General features: G+C 71.7%; 19 protein-coding genes. 12 read left to right on the top strand and 7 right to left on the bottom strand.

Translation table 11 applies throughout. The features are described from left to right. Positions 1-151 precede the first annotated feature (151 nt). Together ACQEUR_RS05110 and ACQEUR_RS05105 are read left to right on the top strand one after the other, a co-directional pair. On the top strand, positions 152-1,144 hold the full coding sequence (locus ACQEUR_RS05110; protein ID WP_433026111.1) for a phytoene/squalene synthase family protein: 993 nt from the start codon (positions 152-154) through the stop codon (positions 1,142-1,144). 46 nt (positions 1,145-1,190) lie between these two features. Beyond that, the gene (locus tag ACQEUR_RS05105; RefSeq protein WP_433026108.1) at positions 1,191-2,645 is read left to right on the top strand and encodes a dihydrolipoyl dehydrogenase family protein; all 1,455 of its coding nucleotides are present in this window, start codon (positions 1,191-1,193) and stop codon (positions 2,643-2,645) included. Between the two features lie 7 nt (positions 2,646-2,652). Here ACQEUR_RS05105 and ACQEUR_RS05100 read toward each other — a convergent pair whose 3' ends face one another. Further along, entirely contained in the window at positions 2,653-3,744 is a 1,092-nt protein-coding gene (locus tag ACQEUR_RS05100; protein WP_433024466.1) for an IS630 family transposase, read from the bottom strand. Between the two features lie 169 nt (positions 3,745-3,913). On the opposite strand from ACQEUR_RS05100, the gene ACQEUR_RS05095 reads away from it, so the two are divergent. The 8 genes from ACQEUR_RS05095 to ACQEUR_RS05060 all read left to right on the top strand — a co-directional run bounded on the left by ACQEUR_RS05095 (position 3,914) and on the right by ACQEUR_RS05060 (position 15,174). Next, a complete protein-coding gene (locus tag ACQEUR_RS05095; RefSeq protein WP_433026105.1) occupies positions 3,914-4,915 on the top strand; it encodes a LacI family DNA-binding transcriptional regulator in 1,002 nt (333 codons plus the stop codon). 331 nt (positions 4,916-5,246) lie between these two features. Beyond that, a complete protein-coding gene (locus ACQEUR_RS05090) occupies positions 5,247-6,602 on the top strand; it encodes an ABC transporter substrate-binding protein (protein ID WP_433026102.1) in 1,356 nt (451 codons plus the stop codon). Between the two features lie 143 nt (positions 6,603-6,745). Then, complete coding sequence (locus ACQEUR_RS05085) at positions 6,746-7,657, top strand: carbohydrate ABC transporter permease (RefSeq protein ID WP_433026099.1); 912 nt, start codon at positions 6,746-6,748, stop codon at positions 7,655-7,657. A 10-nt stretch (positions 7,658-7,667) separates the two neighbouring features. Next, complete coding sequence (locus ACQEUR_RS05080; protein WP_433026096.1) at positions 7,668-8,657, top strand: carbohydrate ABC transporter permease; 990 nt, start codon at positions 7,668-7,670, stop codon at positions 8,655-8,657. 48 nt (positions 8,658-8,705) lie between these two features. Beyond that, a complete protein-coding gene (locus tag ACQEUR_RS05075; RefSeq protein WP_433026093.1) occupies positions 8,706-10,340 on the top strand; it encodes a glycoside hydrolase family 13 protein in 1,635 nt (544 codons plus the stop codon). Positions 10,341-10,632: 292 nt separating this feature from the next. Beyond that, positions 10,633-13,026: a discoidin domain-containing protein gene (locus ACQEUR_RS05070; RefSeq protein ID WP_433026090.1), complete on the top strand. Its 2,394-nt coding sequence runs from the start codon at positions 10,633-10,635 to the stop codon at positions 13,024-13,026. A 180-nt stretch (positions 13,027-13,206) separates the two neighbouring features. After that, positions 13,207-14,160 carry a hypothetical protein gene (locus ACQEUR_RS05065; RefSeq protein WP_433026087.1) on the top strand — a complete coding sequence of 318 codons (954 nt, stop codon included), beginning with the start codon at positions 13,207-13,209 and terminating at the stop codon, positions 14,158-14,160. Between the two features lie 48 nt (positions 14,161-14,208). After that, positions 14,209-15,174, top strand: coding sequence for a hypothetical protein (locus tag ACQEUR_RS05060; RefSeq protein WP_433026084.1), 966 nt, complete (start codon positions 14,209-14,211; stop codon positions 15,172-15,174). 24 nt (positions 15,175-15,198) lie between these two features. On the opposite strand, the gene ACQEUR_RS05055 is transcribed toward ACQEUR_RS05060, so the two are convergent. The 3 genes from ACQEUR_RS05055 to ACQEUR_RS05045 form a co-directional block, all read right to left on the bottom strand. Beyond that, complete coding sequence (locus ACQEUR_RS05055) at positions 15,199-16,167, bottom strand: zinc-binding dehydrogenase (protein WP_433026081.1); 969 nt, start codon at positions 16,165-16,167, stop codon at positions 15,199-15,201. Continuing rightward, positions 16,164-16,499, bottom strand: coding sequence for a hypothetical protein (locus tag ACQEUR_RS05050; protein WP_433026078.1), 336 nt, complete (start codon positions 16,497-16,499; stop codon positions 16,164-16,166). The genes ACQEUR_RS05055 and ACQEUR_RS05050 overlap by 4 nt, the downstream gene beginning before the upstream one ends. Positions 16,500-16,618: 119 nt before the next feature. Beyond that, positions 16,619-17,446, bottom strand: coding sequence for a helix-turn-helix transcriptional regulator (locus tag ACQEUR_RS05045; RefSeq protein WP_433026075.1), 828 nt, complete (start codon positions 17,444-17,446; stop codon positions 16,619-16,621). 151 nt (positions 17,447-17,597) lie between these two features. Here ACQEUR_RS05045 and ACQEUR_RS05040 point away from each other — a divergent pair, with 151 nt between their 5' ends. Both ACQEUR_RS05040 and ACQEUR_RS05035 read left to right on the top strand, forming a co-directional pair. Continuing rightward, positions 17,598-18,977, top strand: coding sequence for an LVIVD repeat-containing protein (locus ACQEUR_RS05040; RefSeq protein WP_433026072.1), 1,380 nt, complete (start codon positions 17,598-17,600; stop codon positions 18,975-18,977). A gap of 162 nt (positions 18,978-19,139) precedes the next feature. Beyond that, complete coding sequence (locus ACQEUR_RS05035; protein WP_433026069.1) at positions 19,140-19,733, top strand: pyridoxamine 5'-phosphate oxidase family protein; 594 nt, start codon at positions 19,140-19,142, stop codon at positions 19,731-19,733. Positions 19,734-19,754: 21 nt separating this feature from the next. Here ACQEUR_RS05035 and ACQEUR_RS05030 read toward each other — a convergent pair whose 3' ends face one another. The 3 genes from ACQEUR_RS05030 to ACQEUR_RS05020 form a co-directional block, all read right to left on the bottom strand. Then, positions 19,755-20,525: a crotonase/enoyl-CoA hydratase family protein gene (locus ACQEUR_RS05030; RefSeq protein ID WP_433026066.1), complete on the bottom strand. Its 771-nt coding sequence runs from the start codon at positions 20,523-20,525 to the stop codon at positions 19,755-19,757. Positions 20,526-20,579: 54 nt separating this feature from the next. Then, the gene (locus ACQEUR_RS05025; RefSeq protein ID WP_433026063.1) at positions 20,580-21,653 is read right to left on the bottom strand and encodes an EamA family transporter; all 1,074 of its coding nucleotides are present in this window, start codon (positions 21,651-21,653) and stop codon (positions 20,580-20,582) included. A gap of 224 nt (positions 21,654-21,877) precedes the next feature. Next, positions 21,878-22,249, bottom strand: a complete 372-nt coding sequence (locus ACQEUR_RS05020; protein ID WP_433026060.1) for a YybH family protein — start codon at positions 22,247-22,249, stop codon at positions 21,878-21,880. Between the last annotated feature and the right edge of the window lie 14 nt (positions 22,250-22,263).

Below are 22,263 nucleotides of genomic sequence, written 5' to 3'. Positions count from 1 at the left end.
CGGTCACCCCCTGCCGCCCGTCACGTCCACGGGCAACGGGCCGGCGGGCACCGTCCACAGGTGCCGAACCGGGCCGGTGGCCGCGTCGGTGAGCGTACCCTAGGGTCAACAAGTTGCGTCGATTTATGCGTCGATTCTTCGGGGAGGGCCGGTGGACGCCAGTCTCGGCAGGTCCTACGAGCGGTGTCGTGAGCTGCACAGACGGCACGGCCGGACCTACTATCTCGCGACCCGGCTACTGCCCGGGTGGAAACGTCGACATGTGCACGCCCTCTACGGCTTCACCCGCTACGCCGACGAGATCGTGGACCGGACCGAGGACCTGCCGACGGCCGAGCGGGCCGCCCGGCTCACCGACTGGTCCGAGCGGTTCCTCGCCGGCCTGCGCGGCGAGCCGGTGGACGACCCGCTGCTTCCGGCCGTACTGCACACCATCGCGGTCTTCGACCTCGACCGGGCCGACTTCGCGGCGTTCCTGCGCAGCATGGCCATGGACCTCACCGTCGACAGCTACCCGCGCTACCCCGACCTGCTGGACTACATGGCCGGCTCGGCCGCCGCGATCGGCACCATGATGCTGCCGATCCTGGGCAGCACCGATCCGGTCGCCGCCCGGGAGCCCGCCCGGCAGCTCGGCTTCGCCTTCCAGCTCACCAACTTCGTCCGGGACGTCGCCGAGGACCTGGACCGGGGGCGGGTCTACCTGCCGGCCGAGGACCTGGAACGGTTCGACGTCACCCCGCACGACCTGGTCGCCGCCGCCCGGCGCCGGGCCGCCACGCCCCGGATCCGCGAGTTGATCGAGTACGAGGTGGCGCGCGCCCGGTCGCACTACGCGGCCGCGGCGCCCGGGGTGACCCTGCTCGCCCCCGCCTCGCAGTCCTGCATCCGCACCGCCTACGTCCTGTACGGCGGCATCCTGGACGAGGTCGTCGCCGCCGGTTACGACGTCTTCGCCCGCCGGGCCGTGGTGCCCCGCCGCCGCCGCGCCGAGGAGGTCCTCCGGGCCCTGCTCGCCCCGGCCGGCGCCCCGCTCGTCGTACCGGGCTCGCCGGGCGTCAGGTCAGGCTCCGCACCGCCGCGTCGAGGTCCCGGCCGGATGGCGGTGGCGGCGGCGCGCCGGCCGGTACCGGGCCCGGAGTGACCGGATCCACCTGGCCGGCCGCCGGTCCGTGCGGAAAGCTGGCGGTATGGCGGAACCAGAGCGGGTGGTGACCTTCGGCGCGCACGCCGACGAGGCCGGGGACGTGACCGCGCGGTTGGCGGCGGACGTGGACATCGTGGTGGTCGGGATGGGCGTGGGCGGTGAGGAGGTGGCGAACACGCTCGCCGCCGCCGGCCTCGCGGTGGTCGGCGTCGAACAGAACCTGGTCGGCGGCGAGTGCCCGTTCTGGGGCTGCGTGCCGAGCAAGATGATGATCAGGGCGGCCAACGCGCTCGCCGAGGCGCGCCGGGTGGACCACCTCGCCGGTCGGGCCCGGGTGGAACCGGACTGGACGCCGGTCGCCAAGCGGGTCAGCGAGGAGGCCACCGCCGGCTGGACCGACACCGCCGGGGTCGGGCGGTTCACCGGCAAAGGCGGCCGGTTCGTCCGGGGTTACGGCCGGCTCGCCGGGCCCGGTCTGGTGCGGGTGGGCGACCAGACCTACCGGGCCCGGCTCGGCGTCGTCCTCGGCTCCGGCACCGTCCCGGTGATCCCGCCGATCCCCGGGCTGGCCGGCACGCCGTACTGGACCAACCGGGAGGCGATGGAGCTGACCGAGCTGCCGGAGTCGCTGGCGGTGCTCGGCGGCGGGGCGATCGGGGTGGAGTTGGCCCAGATGTTCGCCCGGTTCGGCGTCCGGGTCACGGTGGTGGAGCCCGGCGAGCGGGTGCTCGGGATGGAGGAGCCGGAGTCCTCCGAGCGGGTGGCGACGGCACTGCGCGCCGACGGGGTGACGATCCGGACCGGCGCCGGCGCGGCGGCCGTCGGGCACGACGGCACGTCGTTCACGGTGGAGCTCTCCGCCGGTGAGCCGGTGCGGGCCGAGCGGCTGCTGGTCGCCACCGGCCGCCGGGCGGTGCTCGACACGCTCGGCCTGGAGACGATCGGGGTCGACCCCCACCAGCGGTTCGTACCCACCGACGACCGGCTGCGGGTCACCGACGGCGTCTGGGCGGTCGGCGACCTGACCGGGCGCGGTGCCTTCACCCACATGGCGATGTACCAGGCGGGGGTCGTGATCGACGACATCCTGCGCCGGCGCGCCGGGGCGGCCGACGACGACGGCGGGCGGCGGGCGGACTACCGGGCGGTGCCCCGGGTGACCTTCACCGACCCGGAGGTGGGGGCGGTGGGTCTGACCGAGCGGCAGGCCCGGGAGCGCGGGCTGAACGTCCGGGTGGGCTTCACCTCGCTGGGCGACTCGACCCGGGGCTGGATCCACGAGGTCGGCGACGAGGGGTTCGTCAAGCTGGTCGCCGACGCAGACCGGGGGGTGCTGGTCGGTGCCACCTCGGCCGGCCCGGTCGGCGGCGAGGTGCTGAGTGCGCTGGTCGTGGCGGTGCACGCCGAGGTGCCGGTGACCACGCTGGGCACGATGATCTACGCGTACCCGACCTTCCACCGGGCGATCGAGACGGCGGTACGAGATCTGACGCGCTAGTGCCTCGTCATGCAGCCTTGAACGGGTAATCGGGGTGGCGGATCTTGGAGCCGGTGGCGAATGCGGTTTTCGGTCGGGTGTGTTGGTTGCGCCAGCGGATGTAGTCGCCGATGGCGATGTCCTGCTCGGCGTGGCTGCGGTGGTCGGTGCCGTTGAGGGCGAAGTACCGCACCGCGGCGAACTCGGCCTCGATCCAGTTCAGCCAGGACGCGTAGGTCGGCAGGAAGACCAGGTCCACCTGGTTGGCGGAGCACCAGGCGCGCACGTCGGGCTGCTTGTGCGGGGAGAAGTTGTCCAGGATGAGGTAGAGGCGCTGGTCGGGCCAGCGGCGACGCAGGGTCTTGAGGAAGCTGAGGAACTCGCGCCAACGTTTGCGGTCTCGGATGCGATAGTGCAGCTTGCCGGTGGTCAGGTCCAGGGCGGCGATCATGTGCCGGACGCCCTGGTCACGGGTGTATGTGGCCCGCAGCCGAACTGGTTGTCCCTGGGGTCGCCATGCGCGACCAGGGCGGGGTTGCAGATTCAACGGGCCGAACTCGTCGACACAGAGCACCCGCCCGTCAGCGGGTGGGTGGTCGTAGAGGTCCAGGACCCGGCGCATCTTGGTGGTGAAGTCGGGGTCCGTGCTGGCCTTCCAGGTCTTGGTGGCCTGCCAGGACACCCCCCGCTCATGCAGGATCCGCCGGACAGTCTCGACGCTGATCGCATCGACGTGACCAGAGGCGATGAGGTAGTCGCGCAGCTTGGTCAGCGACCAGCAGGAGAAGGGTTGGCCGAGGAAACGGGGGTCGCACCGAGCGGTGACGCAGATCCAGTCGCGGGTCTGCTCATCGATCCGTCTCGGTGCGCCCCCGCTCCATTTTGGGTCCAGCGCGTCGAACCCCCGATCGTTGAACACATGGATCACGTCCCGCACGTAGTCCTCGGTCACCTTCAACAAGTGGGCGATGTCCGGGGCCGGCTGCCCCTGGGCGGACATCAGCACCACGATCGCCCGGCGCAGCTTCACCGGGTCCTTCGCGGTCCGGGTGATCCGCTGCAACCGCTGACCCTCGGCCATCGACACCTGCCGGACGAACACCTCCGGGCGTCTGCCCACCAGCCATCACCTCCCACCACGAGCGTTGGGAGACAGCCTGCCCGATAGATCCTCAGAACTAACGGATTACACGATCAACGTTCCAAGACGAGGCACTAGTACGCCTCGCGGCAGTCGTCCGACCGACTTTCGTTCGGTTTTTGCAGTCCGCTGTCGTACGATCGCGGCCGTGACGAGAAGACTCACCGAGGTGGCCCGCAAGGCCGGGGTCAGCGAGGCCACGGTGAGCCGGGTGCTCAACGGCCGGGGCGGCGTCTCGGAGAGCACCCGCGTCGCCGTGCTCACCGCGCTGGACGTGCTCGGCTACGAGCGGCCCAGCAAGCTGCGCGGCGAGCGGGCCCGGCTGGTCGGGCTCGTCCTGCCCGAGCTGCAGAACCCGATCTTCCCGGCGTTGGCCGAGGTGGTCACCGGGTCGCTCGCCCAGCGGGGCTTCACCCCGGCGCTCTGCGCCCGCACCATCGGCGGCGTCTCCGAGACGGACTACGTGGATATGCTGCTGGACCACCAGGTCTCCGGGGTGATCTTCGCCGGCGGCTCGTACGCGCTCGCCGACGCCCGGCACGACCACTACCGCCGGCTGACCGACCGGGGGCTGCCGGTGGTGCTGGTCAACGCGGGTGTCGACGAGCTCAACTTCCCGTGCGTCTCCACCGACGACGCGGTCGCGGTCGAGCAGGCGTACGGGCATCTGCGCTCGCTCGGCCACGAGCGGATCGGGCTGGTCCTCGGGCCGGCCGACCACGTGCCGTCCCGCCGCAAGCTGGCGGCGATGGCGCAGGTCGCCGGCTGGGGCGAGGACGAGAAGTGGGTGGAGCGTTCCAGCTTCTCCATGGAGGGTGCCCGGGTCGCGGCGAGCAAGCTGATCGAGCGCGGCGTGACCGGGCTGATCTGCGCCAGCGACGTGATGGCGCTCGGTACGATCCGGGCGGCGCGCCGGCTGGGCCGGTCGGTGCCGGCGGACGTCTCGGTGGTCGGCTTCGACGACTCGGCGCTGATGACCTGCACCGACCCGCCGCTGACCACCGTGCGGCAGCCGATCGAGATGATGGGGCAGGCCGCGGTGGACCTGCTGGTCAACCAGATCGAGGGCGTCGGCGTGCTCACCGACGAGCTGCTCTTCGAGCCGGAGCTGGTGGTACGCGGCTCCACCGCTCCCGCCGCCGCCCGCTGACCCCACCCGGTACCGCCCGCTGACGAGCCCGCCCGTCGGTGGGCTCTGTGCGTTCTCCGGCCGCCCTCTTCCCGCGCGGACGGGCCCGCCCGGCGGTTGACGCCCGGCCGGATACCGCCCCGTCGCGCCCGACTCTGCCGCCGGTAGGGGGCCGGCGGGCCAGGGCGAGATTCCGATGATCTCGACGACCGTCCAGTCGTCATCTTTCAAAATCTCGTCCACTTATTGCGGTAACACTTTCGGCTTTGTATGGTCATCGCCACGAAACCAAGCACCTGAGAGAGCCACATCACACTCCCGCGCGCACCACCCACGAAAGGGTGTTTCGTCCATGAAGAGATCCAGGCTGAACAGGACCCTCGCGGTCCTGTTGGTCGCCGGGGTCGGCCTGTCCAGCGCCGCCTGCGGCGGCGACGAGGACTCCCCGGCGGCCGACGGCAAGGTGACGCTCGTGGTCAACGGCCTGCCGCCGGCGACCGAGGCGGCCACCCACAAGCGGTTCCTCGACAACGTCGCGGAGTTCGAGAGCCAGAACCCGAACATCAAGATTGACGCCCGCGAGGGCAAGATGGACCCCCAGACCTTCGCGGCCAAGCTCGCCGGTGGGCAACTGGAGGACGTCTTCTACGTCTACTTCACCGACCCGGCCAGCCTCATCGCCAAGCGCCAGGTCGCGGACGTCTCCAAGTACCTCAAGGACTTCCCGGCGGCCCAGCAGGTCCGGCCGGAGGTGCTGAAGGTCTTCTCCGACGACAAGGGCGGGGTGTACGGCCTACCGTACAAGAACTACTCGCTCGGCCTGATCTACAACCGCACCCTCTTCACCAGGGCCGGCCTGGACCCGGACAACCCGCCGAAGACCTGGGCGGACGTCCGGACGGCGGCCCAGAAGATCGCCGCGCTCGGCGACGGGCACGTCGGCTACGGCGACTACAGCAAGAACAACACCGGCGGCTGGCACTTCACCGCCGAGCTGTACTCGCTCGGCGGTGAAGTGGCGACGAAGGACGGCGAGACCTGGAAGGCCGCCTTCAACAACGACCTGGGCCGGCAGGTGCTGCGCCAGCTTCACGACATGCGCTGGGCCGACAACAGCATGGGCAGCCGGCAGCTTCTGGAGTGGGCCGACCTGCTCCGGATGATGGGCTCCGGCAAGCTCGGCATGTACATCGGCACCGCCGACAACATCCCGACCATCGTCAACCAGTACAAGGGCAAGTTCCCCGACTACGGCCTCGGTCCGATCCCGGACGGCAAGGCCACCCTGGGCGGCGGCGAGGGCTACATGTTCAACGCCAAGGCCAGCCCCGAGAAGATCCGCGCCGGCCTGAAGTGGCTCACCTTCTGGTTCACCAGCCCGGACCGGGTCGAGGCCGAGCGCAAGTGGGAGGCCGAGACCAAGCAGCCGGTCGGGCTTCCCGAGCCGAACATCTTCGCCGGTGAGGGCGCCACCAAGCAGGCCGCCGCCGAGAAGAAGTACGCCAACGTGCCGCAGCAGAACTACGCGCCGTTCGCGGCCGCCATGGGCAGCATCCCGGTGAAGTTCGAGCCACCGAACGCGCAGCAGGTCTACGCGGTGCTCGACGTACCGATGCAGAAGGTGCTGACCGACCGGAACGCGAACGTCGACCAGCTCCTGGCCGACGCCGAGAAGCAGGTCAACTCGATCCTGGCCACCGTCAGGTAGCCACCCGGAAGGTGGTGGGCCGCCGGCCAGCGCCGGCACCGCGACCGGGCGGCCCACCACGCCCCGGGTCACCCCGGACCGAGCCGCCGGTCGACCCCCCGACCGCCGGACCGGTCACCCGAACGACAGAAAGGTCGCCCGTGATGGCGGTGGTCACGCCCGGGCTCCGCGAGGCGCGGCGCTCCCGGCTCCGCCGGAGGATCCAGGACAACCTCCTGGCGTACGCCTTCCTGGCGGCCGGCATCGGTTGCTTCGCGCTCTTCTCCTGGTATCCGCTGGTCCGGGGCGTGCTGCTCAGCTTCCAGCAGGTCAACTTCGTCACCGACCCGTACTGGGTGGGGCTGGACAACTTCACGCTCATCTTCGACGACCCGCTGTTCTGGACCGCCTGGAAGAACACCCTGGTCTTCACCGGGCTCGCCCTGGTCTTCGGCTACCTGGTCCCGCTGGCGCTCGCGGTGCTCCTCAACGAGCTGCGGCACCTCAAGGGCTTCTTCCGGTTCGCGGTCTACCTGCCGGTGATGCTGCCGCCGATCGTGGTGGTGCTGCTCTGGCAGTACTTCTACGACCCGGGCAACGGCCTGTTCAACACCCTGCTGCGCGGCGTACACCTGCCGGAGTCGCAGTGGACGCAGTCCTCGTCGACCGCGATGCTCAGCCTGGTCCTCGTCTCCACCTGGGCCAACCTCGGCGGCGCGACACTGATGTACCTCGCCGCGCTGCAGAGCATTCCCGGCGAGCTCTACGAGGCCGCCGAGCTGGACGGGGCGAGCATCTGGCGGCGGCTGCGGCACGTCACCCTGCCCCAGCTGCGGTTCATCATGCTGGTCCTGCTGCTGTTGCAGATCATCACGACGATGCAGGTCTTCATCGAGCCGTACCAGCTCACCGGCACCAGCAATCCGGACACCGTCACGGTGATGGTGCTGATCTACCGGTACGCGTTCACGGTCAACCACGACTTCGGGATGGCCGCCGCGATGAGCGTGCTGCTCTTCGTCGTGCTCGGCGCCTTCTCCGCCATCTACCTCCGGCTCACCCGTCGCGCGGACTGAGGGGACCGACATGACACTCAGCGCACCGACCCTGCCGCCCGCCGCGACCGCTCCCGCCCCGGAGTCGGGGCCCCGGCGCCGGACCCCGCGCGCCACCGGCACCCGGGCGGGCGGCGGGCCGGGCACCCGTACGTTGATCTCCGACACCGAGCTGCGCCGCGGCCGGGGGCGGATCGTCTACTTCACCGTGCTGACCGTGGTGACCCTGCTCTGCGTGGCGGTCTTCCTCTTCCCGATCTACTGGATGGTCACCAGCGCGGTGAAGGCCCCCCAGGAGTACGCGCTGATCCCGCCGACCTTCGTGCCGGAGTCCTTCCACCCGGAGACCTACGCGCAGGCGTGGACCGAGATGGAGATCTTCCGGTACTTCCTGAACACCGTCTTCTACGCCTTCGGCGGCTGGCTGATCCAGATCATCGTCGACGTCGCCGCGGCGTACGCGCTCTCCAAGCTCCGCCCGGTGCTCGGCAAGCTGGTCCTGGGCCTGATGCTCGCCAGCCTGATGCTGCCGGCCTCGGCGCTGCTGGTGCCGGCGTACCTGACCGTCACCGACGTGCCGCTGTTCGGGGTGAACCTGATCGACACCCCGTGGGCGCTCTGGCTGCCGGCGGCGGCGAACGCCTTCAACATCTACGTACTCAAGCGGTTCTTCGACCAGATCCCCAACGACCTGCTCGACTCGGCCAGCCTGGACGGCGCCGGGCGGGGGCGGATCCTGTGGAACATCGTGCTGCCGCTGTCCCGCCCGGTGCTCGGAGTGGTCTCGATCTTCGCGATCATCGGCATCTGGAAGGACTTCCTCTGGCCGCTGCTGGTGCTCCAGGACACCAAGGTGCAGACCCTGAGCGTGGCGCTGAGTCGACTCGCCGCGACCAGCCAGGTGCCGCCGACGCTGATGATGGCGGGCCTGGTCATCGCGAGCATTCCGATGATCGTGATATTCCTCGTCTTCCAGCGCAGCATCATCGGCGGTCTCGCGGCGGGCAGCATGAAGGGCTGACCCGGGAGAAACGGCTGGCCAACCCCTCGATCCAGAGAGCAGGTGCGCGTGTCCACACAAGACAGTCATCCGTGGTGGCGGGACGCGGTGATCTACCAGATCTACCCGCGTAGCTTCGCCGACGCCAACGGTGACGGCATCGGCGACCTCGCCGGCATCCGCCGCCGGCTGGGTCACCTGTCGAGCCTCGGCGTGGACGCCGTCTGGTTCGGCCCCTGGTACCCGTCCCCGATGGCGGACGCCGGCTACGACGTCTCCGACTACCGGGCGATCGACCCGGTCTTCGGGTCGCTCGCCGAGGCGGAGGCGCTGATCGCGGAGGCGCACGCGCTCGGCATCCGGATCATCATCGACGTGGTGCCGAACCACTGCTCCGACGCGCACCCCTGGTTCCAGGCCGCCCTGGCCGGCGGGCCGGACGCCCCCGAGCGGGAGCTGTTCTGGTTCCGCCCCGGCCGGGGCCCGGGCGGCGACCAGCGGCCCACCGACTGGGTCGGCGAGTTCGGCGGCGAGACCTGGACCCGGACCACCAACCCGGACGGCACCCCCGGCGACTGGTACCTGCACCTGTTCACCCCGGAGCAGCCGGACCTCAACTGGGACCATCCCCGGGTACGGGCAGAGTTCGAGAGCATCCTGCGGTTCTGGCTGGACCGGGGCGTCGACGGCATCCGGATCGACTCGGCGGCCCTGCTGATGAAGGACCCGGCGCTGCCGGAGGTCGACCCGGAGCGACCGCACCCGTTCCACGACCTGGACGGCGTACACGAGATCTACCGGAGCTGGCGGCTGATCGCCGACGGATATCCGGGCGGCCGGGCGCTGATCGGCGAGGTGTGGCTCCCCGACCACCAGCGCTTCGCCAACTACCTGCGCCCGGACGAGCTGCACACCGCGTTCAACTTCAGCTTCCTCGGCTGCGCCTGGGACGCGGCGGCGCTGCGCGAGTGCGTGGACATGACGCTTTCCGCACACGCCCCGGTCGGCGCCCCGGCCACCTGGGTCCTCTCCAACCACGACGTGACCCGGGTGGTCACCCGGTACGGCCGCGAGGACACCACGTTCAGCTTCGCCAGCAAGCGCGAGGGGACCTACACCGACCTGGAACTCGGCACCGTACGGGCCCGCGCCGGCGCGCTGCTCTCGCTCTCCCTGCCCGGGGCCGCCTACGTCTACCAGGGCGAGGAACTCGGCCTCTGGGAGGTCGAGGACATCCCGTACGAGCTGCGCCAGGACCCGATGTTCCCGCGCTCCGGCTACGTCGACCCCGGCCGCGACGGCTGCCGGGTGCCGATGCCCTGGTCCGGCGACGCCGCGCCGTTCGGGTTCAGCCCGGCCGGTGCGCCGGCCGCCCCCTGGCTGCCCCAACCGGCGGCCTGGAAGGACCAGACCGTGCAGGCGCAGACCGACGACCCGCACTCGATGCTGGAGCTCTACCGCGAGGCGATCCGGATCCGCCGGGAGCTGCCGGCCCTCGGCGACGGGCCGATGCGCTGGCTGCCCGCGCCGGACGGCGTCCTCGCCTTCGCCCGCGGTCCCGGATTCGCCTGCGTGGTCAACCTCTCCGGCGCGTCCGTGCCGATCCCGCCGCACCGGGAACGGCTGCTCGCCAGCCGGCCGGTCGACGGTGATCTGCTGCCCCCCGACACCGCCGTCTGGCTGCGCACCGCTCAGGACGACTGACGGTGCGCGGGCCGGGCGTGACCGCCGTGTTCTCCGCGGCGGCGCCGTCGCCGGTGAGTACGCCGACCTCACCGGTGACGCGGTGGTGCACGCCGACGGTGGGGCCGCCGACCCCACCGTCGGCGCGCCACCCGGAGGCAAGGAAGGGCCCCTTGTTATCGCTTTCTGTATAGGAAGGGCCCCTTCCTAACGCCCGTCGGCATCACCGGCGAGGAGGAGGTGTACGCGTCCCACGTCCACGGCTCCACACACGGGGGATCTGGTTCACCTGACCCGAGGGAGAGCACCCTTCATGGCCGAGCACACCGCCGGCGCGCCCACGCCCGGTACCACCACCGCACCCCGCAGCACCCGCTCCCGCCGTACCAGAGCGGGCCTGGCCGTCCTCGCCAGCGCCGCGCTCGCCGCGACCGCCGTCTCGGTGGTCACCCTGACCACGGCCGCCCCGGCCCGGGCGGCCGGGCTGTCCCCGTTCGACATCGTCGGCCGGGGCGCGACCGTCCCCTTCATCGAGCACGAGGCGGAGGAGGTCGCGCACAACGGCACCAAGATCGGGCCAGACCGGCTCTACGGCACCCTGCCCTCCGAGGCCTCCGGCCGGGAGGCGGTCACCCTCGACGCCGTCGGCGAGTACGTCGAGTTCACCCTCACCCGGCCCGCCAACGCGATGACGTTCCGCTACAGCCTGCCGGACAGCCCGAACGGCGCCGGCCGGGACGCCGCCATCGACGTACGGGTGAACGGCTCGGTGCTGAAGTCCGTGCCGGTCACCTCCCGGTACGGCTGGTACTACGGCGGCTACCCGTTCAACAACAACCCGGGCGACACCAACCCGCACCACTTCTACGACGAGACCCGGACCATGTTCGGCTCGACCTACCCGGCCGGTACGAAGATCCGGCTCCAGGTCACCTCGACCGCCGAGTCGCCGACGTTCACCATCGACCTGGCCGACTTCGAGCAGGTCGCCGCGCCGATCGCCAAGCCGGCCGGCGCGATCGACGTGGTGACCGACTTCGGCGCCGACCCGACCGGCGGCACCGACTCGACGGCGAGGTTCCAGCAGGCCGTCGACGCCGGGCGGACCCAAAACCGTCCGGTGTGGATCCCGCAGGGCATCTTCACCCTCTGGGACCACGTGATCGTCGACCAGGTGACGCTGCGCGGCGCCGGGCCGTGGTACTCGGTGCTCGGCGGCCGGCACCCCACCGACCGGGCCAGGGCGGCCGGCATCTACGGAAAATGGGCCAACCAGGGCGGCAGCCGCAACGTCACGCTCCGGGACTTCGCCATCATCGGGGACATCCGGGAACGCGTCGACAACGACCAGGTCAACGCGATCGGCGGGGCGCTCTCCGACTCGGTGATCGACAACATCTGGATGCAGCACACCAAGTGCGGCGTCTGGATGGACGGCCCGATGAACAACCTGACCATCCGCAACAGCCGGATCCTGGACCAGACCGCGGATGGGGTGAACTTCCACTACGGGGTGACCAACTCCACGGTGACCAACACCTTCGTCCGGAACACCGGTGACGACGGGCTGGCCATGTGGGCCGAGAACACCCCGAACGTCAACAACTCCTTCACCTTCAACACCGTCGGGGTGACGATCCTGGCCAACAACATCGTCTCGTACGGCGGCCGGAACATCACGATCAGCGACAACGTGACCGCCGACTCGGTCACCAACGGCGGCGGCATCCACATCGCCAACCGCTATCCGGGGGTCAACTCCGGACAGGGTACGGCGGTCGCCGGCACCTGGACGGTGGCCCGGAACACGCTGATCCGCAACGGCAACAGCGACTACAACTGGCGCTTCGGGGTCGGGGCGATGTGGTTCAACGGCCTCAACGAGCCGATCCAGGGCGCCACCATCAACGTGACCGACACCGACATCCTGGACAGCTCGTACGCGGCGCTGCACTGGATCGAGGGCGCCGTGCACGGGGTGAACTTCAGCAACATCCGGATCGACGGCGCCGGGACGTACGCCCTGCAGATCCAGTCGCCGGGCTCGGCGACCTTCACGAACGTCCGGGCCACCAACATCGCCCAGCCGAACCCGGTGCACAACTGCGTCGGCACCGGCTTCCAGATCAACCAGGGCACCGGCAACTCGGGCTGGTACACCGCCACGCCGTACTGCGGTCCGTGGCCGGAGCCGCAGTGGGGCGGGGGCCCGAACACCCCGCCGACCTCCGGCCCGCCCCCCACCAACCCGCCGACGACGCCGCCCCCGACCACCCCGCCGGCACCCGGGGGCAACCTCGCGGCCGGCCGTCCCGTGGTGGCCGGCAGCCACACCCAGGGATACGTCCCCGGCAACGTCGTGGACGGCAACGCCGACACCTACTGGGAGAGCGCGAACAACGCCTTCCCGCAGTCGCTCACGGTGGATCTCGGTACGACCCGGTCCGTCTCCCGGGTGGTGCTGAAGCTGCCCCCGGCGGCGGCCTGGGCCACCCGCAGCCAGACGCTGAGCGTGCTCGGCTCCACCGACGGCGGGTCCTTCTCGACGGTCCGGTCGTCGTCCGCGTACACCTTCAACCCGGCCGCCGGCAACACCGCGACGGTGACCTTCCCGGCCACCTCGCAGCGGTACCTGCGGCTGAGCTTCACCGCCAACACCGGCTGGCCCGCCGCCCAGCTCTCCGAATTCGAGGTCCACAGCTCCTGAGGTGTAAGGAAGGGCCCCTTCCTATCGTTTTTTGTATAGGAAGGGGCCCTTCCTTACACCCGAGCCTGGCAGCAAACGGTCATCGTCGGCCGGCGGGCCGGGCGTAGCGGCATGGTGTCCGCATCGCTCGGTCGGTGATGCCGCCAAGACTCTGGGGAACCGTTGCGCAACAGGTGGACGGTGGAGAAGGAGCCGGTGCTCGGGTGGTGGGCCCGGCTGCCCGAGCGGGGGCTGCGCGAGGTGTTGCGGCTGGCGGAGGAGACCGCGGTCTACCGGGTGGTCGAGGTGCCGTGGTTCGGGTACGACCGGGCGGTGCACGGTTCGTTCGTCGGCTTTCTCGACTCGGGGGTGTCCGGACGCGGGCCGCTCGACCTGTTCGATGCCAGTCACCGGGTGACGTCGCGCGTCGCGTTCGTCGACCCCGCCGGGCGGGTGGTCGAGGACGACGTCTCCAACCTCGGCCACGTGCTCGCCGCCGCCCCGAACGCCGGGCCGCACACCGGCCGGGTCGCGCTGGATCTCGCCGCCTTCCGGTCGCTGGACAGCGCACCCGAGATCGACCTGGCGGTGAGTTCGTATTCCGACGTCTGGCTGCCGTGGTGCTCGGCTCGGTACGAGGAGGGCGCGCACCTCGACGACCTGGCCGACAACCGGGAGCTGGCCCGCCGGCACACCCCCCGGCTCAACGAGTTCCTGGCCGGGGTCGGCGCGATCGCCGAGCGGACCGGCGGTGCGCTGCGAGTCAACCCGGACGACACGGCGCCGCGGCTCGAATTCCAGCTCCACGACCACGGGGTCCGGCTGGACGTCGACGACCCGCTCGAACGGTCGGTCTGGGAGCGGTTCGGCGGGCGGGACGATCCCGACCTGTTCGGGGCGCTGCGCCGCGCCGCCGAACGGGCCCGGCGGGAGCCGCCACCCGCGCCGTACCGGGCGGTGATCTGTGCCTGGACGGACCGCGTCGGGTATCCGCTCTCCGGGGCCGAGCGCGGCGTCCTCCTCGACGCCCTGCGCCCGCCCGACACCGCCTCGGCTCCGCTGAGCCGCGACGAGTTGGCCGGCATCGCCCGGATCTGGATCCAGATCGGTATGCGGCGGCGGCACATCTTCGAGATCGACGAACTCAGCACGTGAGCGGGTCCGGCCTCGGGCCTTGGGGGGCGTGTGCGTAACAGGTGGACGGTGGAGAAGGAGCCGGTGCTCGGCTGGCTGGCTCGGCTGCCCGAACGAGGGCTCCGCGAGGTGTTGCGGTGGGGGGAGGAAACCGCGGTCTACCGGGTGGTCGAGGTGCCGTGGTTCGGGTACGACCGGGCGGTGCACGGTTCGTTCGTCGACTTTCTCGACTCGGGGATGTCCGGACGCGAACCGCTGGACCTGTTCCGTGCCAGCCACACTGTGACGTCGCGCGTCACGTTCGGCGACCCCACCGGGACGGTGGTCGAGGACGACATCAGCAACCTGGGTGGCGTGCTCGCCGCCGCCCCGCACGCCGGGCCGGACACGCCCCGCGTCGCGCTGCGGCTCTCCGCCTTCCGGTCGCCGGACGGCGACGAGGAGATCGACCTGCTGGTCAGCTCGTACTCCGACATCTGGCTGCCGTGGTGCTCGGCGCGGTACGAGGCGGGCGCGCATCTCGACGACCTGGCCGACAACCGAGAGCTGGCCCGCCGGCACACCCCCCGGCTCAACGAGTTCCTGGCCGGTGTCGGCGAGCTTGCCGAGCGGACCGGAGGCACGCTCCAGATCTTTCCGGACAACACGGACCCCGCGTTCGGGTTCCAGCTCCTCGACCACGGGATCCGGCTGGATGTCGACAATCCGCTCGAACGGTCGGTCTGGGAGCGGTTCGGCGGGCGGGACGACCCCGACCTGCTCGGGGCGCTGCGCTGCGCCGCCGAGCGGGCCCGCCGGGAGCCCCCACCCGCGCCGTACCGGGCGGCGATCGGTGCCTGGACGGACCGCGTCGAGCATCCGCTCTACGACGCCGAGCGTGGCGCCGTCCTCGACGCGCTGCGCGAGTCCGGGACCGGCTCCGCCCGTCTGGCCCGCGACGAACTGGCCGGCATCACGGGCGTCGTGGTCCACTTTGGCCGGCAGCGACACGTCTTCGAAGTCGACGAGCTCACCGGTGGGACCGGCCGCGCCTGACGTCGGTGTTCGACGGTCGACCCGTCAGGGCAGGAGCAGGACCTTGCCCCGGGACGCGCCGTCGTCGGTGGCCAGGTGTGCCTTGGCCGGCTCGTCCAGCGGTATGCAGGCGGTGATCCGCGGGCGCAGCCGGCCCTCGGCGAGCTTCCCGACAAGCCTCTCCAGGGTGGCCCGGATCCGCTCGGGGTGCCGCCGGGCGCTGCTGCTGAGCCGGTAGAACGCGGCGTGCCGGCCGTTCGGCAGGGCGTCCCAGAGGCGTAGCCGGAGCAGGTCGCCCGGTGGAGATGCCCGGCTGGCGAGGAAGCCGTAGGAGACGAGGCGGCCGGCGGGGTGCAGGCTGCGCCAGGAGTCGCGGAGCGTGACACCGCCGACCATGTCGAACACCACGTCGGCTCGGGTCGGGCCCGCGCGGGCGCGGTGGACCGGCTCGGCCCCGTACTCCTCGATCAGGGGGTGGTCGCGGGGTGCGGCGACGCCGTGCATCTCGGCGCCGTGCAGGTGGCCCAGTTCGAGCAGGGCGGTACCCACGCCGCCGGCCGCGCCGTGCACGAGCACCCGTTCGCCGGGGCGAACCCGGGCCACCTGGTGCAGCAGTTCGTAGGCGGTGACGTAGTTGAGCGGGAGGCAGGCGGCGGCGTACCCCTGAAGGGTGTCGGGAAGCTCCACCACGCCGGCGGCCGGCGCGCAGACGTGGCTGGCGTGGCCGCCGGTCAGGGTCAACGCGACCACCCGGCGGTCGCGCCACCGCGCGGGCACGTCCGGACCGACGGCGTCCACGACGCCGGTGGCGTCCCACCCGGGAGTGAACGGCGGCGTGGGCGTCCGGCCGGGGTAGCGGCCGGCGCGCATCAGCAGGTCGGCGCGGGCGACGCCGGCGGCAGCGACCCGGATCCGCACCTGGCCGGGGCCGGGTCGGGGCGCGTCGTCGGTGTCGACGCGCAACACCTCGGGCCCGCCGAGGCGGGTGATGACGACCCGCCGGCGACGGGTCACGCCGGCCTCGCGGGCCGGAGGCGAAGGAAGATCACGGCCATGATCAGCGAGCCGGCGGAGCCGATGAGGCTGCCGATGCCGATCCGGCCGTCGACGGCGTAGGAGGCGACGGCGGTGACCAGGACACCGGCGGAGAAGCAGAAGGCGGCGAGCAGCGCGGGAACGGCGAGGCGGTCGGGCAGCGCGGCCGCGACCAGCAGCGCGACGCAGAGGATGAGGTCGGGGACCAGGAAGAGGTTGTCGGCCCGCCAGGAGTCGGTCGGGAAGAGGAAGGCGAACGTGCCGAGGCTGATCAGGACGGCGGAGACCCGTCCGAGCATGATCGAGGTCATGTCTACAGCGTAGACATAGCGGCGCTGAAATGTCTACGGTGTAGACGCGGATTCCGGCCGGCGGTTCCGGAGGGACCGACCGGGCGGCGTCCGACCGGGCAGCGACCGACCGCGACCGGCTAGGCGCGGGCGAGCTGCCGGAGCTTCGCCTCCGCCGGCGAGCCGGGCGGCGCCGAGTAGACGATGACCAGTTGGTCCTGGTCGTCCGGGTGGTACAGGGACTCGTAGTCCAGCTCGAACCTGCCGACCACCGGATGGTCGAACCGCTTGACGCCGTACCGCTTCCGGCGGACCGTGTGGAGCTGCCACTGCTCGCGGAACTCCGCGCTCCGCTGGCACAACTCGTCGATCAGCGCCGCCAGCCGGGGGTCGTCCGGATGGCGGCCGAGGTCGAGCCGGAGAAACCCGACGCTGTTGCGGACCACCAGATCGCGGTCGGGATAGAGCCGGCTGACCTTGTCGTCGAGCAGGACGAGCCGCGCCAGGTTGCGCGCGGCCGGCGCGAGCGCGCCGAAGTCGGTGATCAGGGCACACGCCAGCGCGTTCCACGCCAGGATGTCCATCCGCCGGCCGAGCACGAACGCGGGGGTGGCGGCGCCGACGGCGGTGACCAGCTGGCGCAGGCCGGGGCGGACCTGTTGGGGCACCGGTGGGCGGGGCCGGTGCTGGCCCGGCCGGGCCAGCCGGTGCAGGTGGTCGCGTTCGTCCTCGGTCAGCCGGAGCGCGGACGCGACCGCGTCCAGCACCCCCTCCGACACGCTGCCGCAGCGGCCCTGTTCCAGCCGGACGTAGTAGTCGACGCTGATCCCCGCCAACTGGGCCAGCTCCTCCCGGCGCAGCCCGACGACCCGCCGCTGACCGGAACCGGCCGGCAGACCCACCTCCGCCGGCCCGATCCGGGCCCGGCACGACTTGAGGAACCCGCCGATATCGATCCGGTGCGGCATGCCGGCAATCGTACGGTCACCCCGGCCCGTACCGACCAGCCGTTGCGGGTGGTACCGGCAGACCCAGGGACGGCCGGTCCGATGGACGAATCCGCCCTGGGCGGCGGCCGTGGCCCGAACAAACATGATCGGTATGACGGAGAAGATCGGTATGACGGGAAACCGGATTTCGCGCCGGCATGCCCTACTCGGCACGGCGGCGGTCGCGGGCGCGGTGGGGACGGGAGGCTCCGCCTCCGCCGATGCCGTCGCGCGACCACGCGGCGGCTACGCCCGCAACGTCGAGGTCGTCGGCTACAGCGACCTCGACCACCGGCCCGGCTTCAAGATGGCCGTACGCGAGAAGCGCGGCCGCTGGTACCTCTACCTGGGACACTTCTGGCACTCCGGCTGGACCGTCCTCGACGTCACCCGGCCGGCCCGACCCGAGGTGGCCGCCTTCGTGCCGGGGCCGGAGAACACCTGGACCCTCCAGGTCGATCTCTCCGGCGATCTGATGGTCACGGCGCTGGAGCAGATCTTCCCGAACTTCGGTGGCGACCCCGCGGCGCCGTTCGAGGACGGGATCTACCTCTGGGACATCGCCGACCCGGTACGACCCCGGCGGCTCGGCCACTACCGCACCGGCGGCACCGGCACCCACCGCAACCTCTACCCCGGTGGCCGGTACGTGCACCTGGCGGCGGGCATGCCCGGCTATCGCGGCAACATCTACGTCATCCTCGACATCGCCGATCCGGCCAACCCGGTCGAGGCCGGCCGCTGGTGGGTCCCGGGGCAGCACGAGAGCGAGCCGTCGAGCCAACCCCGGGCGGCCCAGGACGGGCACCTGGACAGCCCGAACCCCTGCTGCTCGGCGGGGCACGACGTCTCCCTGCACGGGCCGCCCTACGTGGTCGGCGACCTGGCCTACCTGCCGTACGGCGGGGCCGGGCTGGTCGTGCTGGACATCGCCGACGTGTCCCGGCCCCGGCAGGTCGGCCACCTGTCGTTCAGTCCGCCGTTCCACTCGCGGTTCGGGGTGCACGGCGTGCTGCCGCTACCCGAGCGGGGGATCGCCTTCGCCAACTCCGAGTCCGTCACCTACGCCGAGGGACCGGCACACCACGCGTCCATCGTGGACATCTCTGACCCGGCGAACCCGTACCTGCTGTCGCTCTTCCCGGAACCGGTGCCGCCGCCCGGGGCGGCGTACCCCGACTTCGCCACCCGGGGTGGCTGGCGCGGGCCGCACAACATGAACCACCACCAGCACCATCCCGACGTACAGCCGCAGGGTGGGCTGTTCTACCTGGCGCACTTCAACGCGGGGTTGCGCGTCTACGACGTCTCCAACACCCGGCTGGTCCGCGAGGTCGGCTACTTCCTGCCGCCGGAGCCGACCCGCCGGTACGGGCCGATGCCCGCCGACAAGCTCGTCCTCCAGACCGAGGACGTCGTCGTGGACCGCCGGGGCTACATCTACATCACCGACAAGAACCAGGGGGTGTGGATCCTGCGCTACACCGGGCCGAAGCCGACCGTCGGCTGAACCCGCGCTCGACCGGTGCCCGCCCGGGCGGCTCCGGTCGCCGCCGGGCGGGGTGCGTGGCGCCGCGCACCCCGCCCCGTGCCCGGCGCGCGGTACGGTGCTCGGGTCCAGCCTGCGGAAACGCCCTTTGCCCGGGACGCGGCGCCGGGGAAGGATGGGGGCGTGGGAAAGACCTATGAGCGGATCGACGGCCGGCTCCGGTCGTTCATCGAGGCGCAGCACGTGTTCTTCGTGGCCACCGCGCCGCTGGACGCGGACGGGCACGTCAACCTCTCGCCGAAGGGTCTCGCCGGCTCGCTGGCGGTGCTCGACGAGCGGACCGTGGCGTACCTCGACTTTGGCGGCAGCGGCGCGGAGACCGTCGCGCACCTGCGGGAGAACGGCCGGATCACCCTGATGTGGTGCGCCTTCGACGGGGCGCCGAACATCGTCCGGGTGCACGGCCGGGGCGAGACGGTCTTCCGGGACGACCCCCGGTGGCCGGAACTGATCCGGCACTTCCCCGAGCAGGCCGAGGCGCCGGGGCTGCGGGCGATCATCGTGGTCACGGCCCAGCGGATCAGCGACAGCTGCGGCTACGCCGTACCGCTGATGGACTACCGCGAGGAGCGGACGCTGCACGCCGACTACTTCGGCCGCAAGACCGACGAGGAGTTCGCCGCCTACTGCGCGAAGAAGGACCATGTCGGCACGAGCCTGGACGGCCTGCCCGCGATCCCGCTCCCGCTGCCCCCGCTCCCGGCGCCGCCGCGCTGACCGGGCCGGTGCGGCGGGCGGTCAGACCCCGCCAGCCGGGGTTCCGTGCCGGCCCTCGCCGGCCGCGAACCGGGCCGCCCCGTCCGCCGCGTCCACGTCCAGGGAGTTCATCCCGTACGCCAGTTCCACCCGCATCGCGTCCGGCAGTGCGCGGTCGGCACCGTTGCGCAGGGCCAACCGGTCGTTGCGCAGGCAGGTCTGCGGGAACGTGGCGATCTCGGCGGCCAGCTTCTCCGCCGCCACCCGTGCCTCGCCGGGGGCCACGAGGCGGTTGACCAGCCCCATCTCGTACGCCTCGGTGGCCGGGACGGGGCGGCCGGTGAGGATCAGGTCCATGGCGCGGCTCTCCCCGATCAGCCGCGCCAGCCGGGCGGTGCCACCGTCGATCAGCGGTACGCCCCACCGCCGGCTGAAGACCCCGAGCACCGCGTCGGACTCGGCGACCCGCAGGTCGCACCAGAGCGCCAGTTCCAGGCCGCCCGCCACCGCGTACCCGGAGAGGGCGGCGATCACGGGCTTGCCGAGGAGCATCCGGGTGGGGCCCATCGGGCCGTCCCCCTCCGGCTCGACCCGGTTCCCGCTCGGCGTACCGATGGCCTTCAGGTCGGCGCCGGAGCAGAAGGTCCCGCCCTCGCCCCAGAGCACCGCGACGGACGCCTGGGGGTCGGCGTCGAAGGCCCGGAACGCGTCGGCGAGCGCCCGCGCGGTCGGGCCGTCCACCGCGTTGCGGGCCTCCGGCCGGGACAGTACGACCGTCTGGACCGGACCGCTCGTCTCCACCCGTACGCCCATCGCACCAGGATGCCCGCCCCCACCCCACCTCCGCATCCCCCAACATCACCGTGATCAGGGAGCTGTTCTGGCGTGTCGTCGGCGTGTCGTGGGAGTGGCCCCCTGATCACCCGGATCTTGCGGGCGTGGAGTGGCGAACGGGACGGATGCCCGCCGGCTTGCGGGCCTGGAGTGGCCACCGGCACCGGGTGGCCGCCGGCTCGAGACCGCGCCCAGCGAGGCGCCGACCACGCAGGTGATGCCCAGCAGTTGCGCCCAGCCCAGCGTCTCGTGCAGCAGTGCCAGGCCGATCATCGCCGCGACCGCCGGTTCCAGGCTGAGCAGCACGGCGAAGACCCGGGCCGGCATCCGGCGCAGGGCCGCCATCTCCGCCGAGTACGGCAGCACCGACGACAGCAGCGCGACGCCGAGCCCCAGCGCCAGCGTCCACGGGTCGAGCAGAGCCGTGCCGCTGTCCACCACCCCGAAGGGAAGTACGCAGAGTGCGCCGACCGCCATGCCGAGGGCCAGCCCCCGACCGCCGCCGAGACGGGTGCTGACCGCCTTGCCGAGCAGCACGTACCCGCCCCAGCCCAGCGCGATCACGCCGCAGAGCAGGAGCGAGGTCCCGTCCAGTGCGGGTACGCCGCCGTCCCGGGCACCGGTGGGGAGGGCACCGGCGAGCAGCGCGACCCCGGCGCCGGCCAGTACGACCCAGGCGAGGTCCCGCAGGCGTCGACTGGTGGCCAGCGAGACCAGCAGCGGACCGGTGAAGCCGATCGTGACGGCGACCCCGAGTGGCACCCGCTCCAGTGCGGCGTAGAACGCCAGGTTCATCGCGGCCATCGCCACCCCGAACGCCGCGACCGCTCCGGCGGTGCGGAGGCCGAGCCGCAGCGAGGGGCGGGCCAGGGCGAGCAGGACCAGCGCACCGAAGCAGAGCCGCAGTGCGGTCGTACCTCCGGGGCTGGTGGTCGTGAAGAGCTGCTTGGCGACGGCCGCGCCGACCTGGGTGGAGACCATGCCGAGCAGCATCAGCAGCGGTGGCGGCACCGCGTCGGGCCCGAGCACCGCGGTGAGCCGGGCCGGCAGGGTGGCCGCCGGCACCGTCGCCGGCGGCCTCGGAGCATGGGCGTACGTCCCGGACATGGCGCCATCCTGGCGTTCCGCCCGACCACCCCGCCACCGACTTACCGCCCCACCGACCCAGGCCCGCGAGTCAGGCCCGCGAGTCAGGCCCGCGAGTCAGGCCCGCGCTCACTCACGCCCACACTGCCAAGATCCTCGTGATCAGGGGTGGAAGACCCGACACGCCGGAGACACGCCCGAACAACTCCCTGATCACGGGGATCTTGGGGGGCGGTGGGGAGGGGTCAGGTGGGGGGAGGGGGAGCGAAGGGCCATTCCTCGAAGGCGGCGCAGCGGCCGTCGGGGGCGAACCGCATGATCCAGAGGTCGCGGTACCGCTGGTGCGTCGGCGCGCCGTACTCGACCTCGATCCGGGCCACCGCGACATCCCCGTCCACCGCCACGATCTCGCTGGTCATCCCGAACGCCTCGGCCGGGCCCTCCCGCTCCGCGTCCCACATCCGGGCGATCTCCGCCAGTCCCGTCACCGGCTCCCGGTACGGCCCCTGGAGATAGCTCGCGTCCGGGGTGAAGAGCGTGGCCAACGGTTCGGTACCCGCGGTACGCCAGGCCCGCTCGTAGCCGTCGATCCACTCGGTCACCCGTGCGCGGTCCATGCCGTCCACTCTGC

Source organism: Plantactinospora sp. CA-290183, assembly GCF_050936375.1.
Taxonomy (GTDB): domain Bacteria; phylum Actinomycetota; class Actinomycetes; order Mycobacteriales; family Micromonosporaceae; genus Plantactinospora.
Note: the sequence above shows the minus strand (reverse complement) of the source record. Positions and strands in the feature narration are given on the sequence as shown.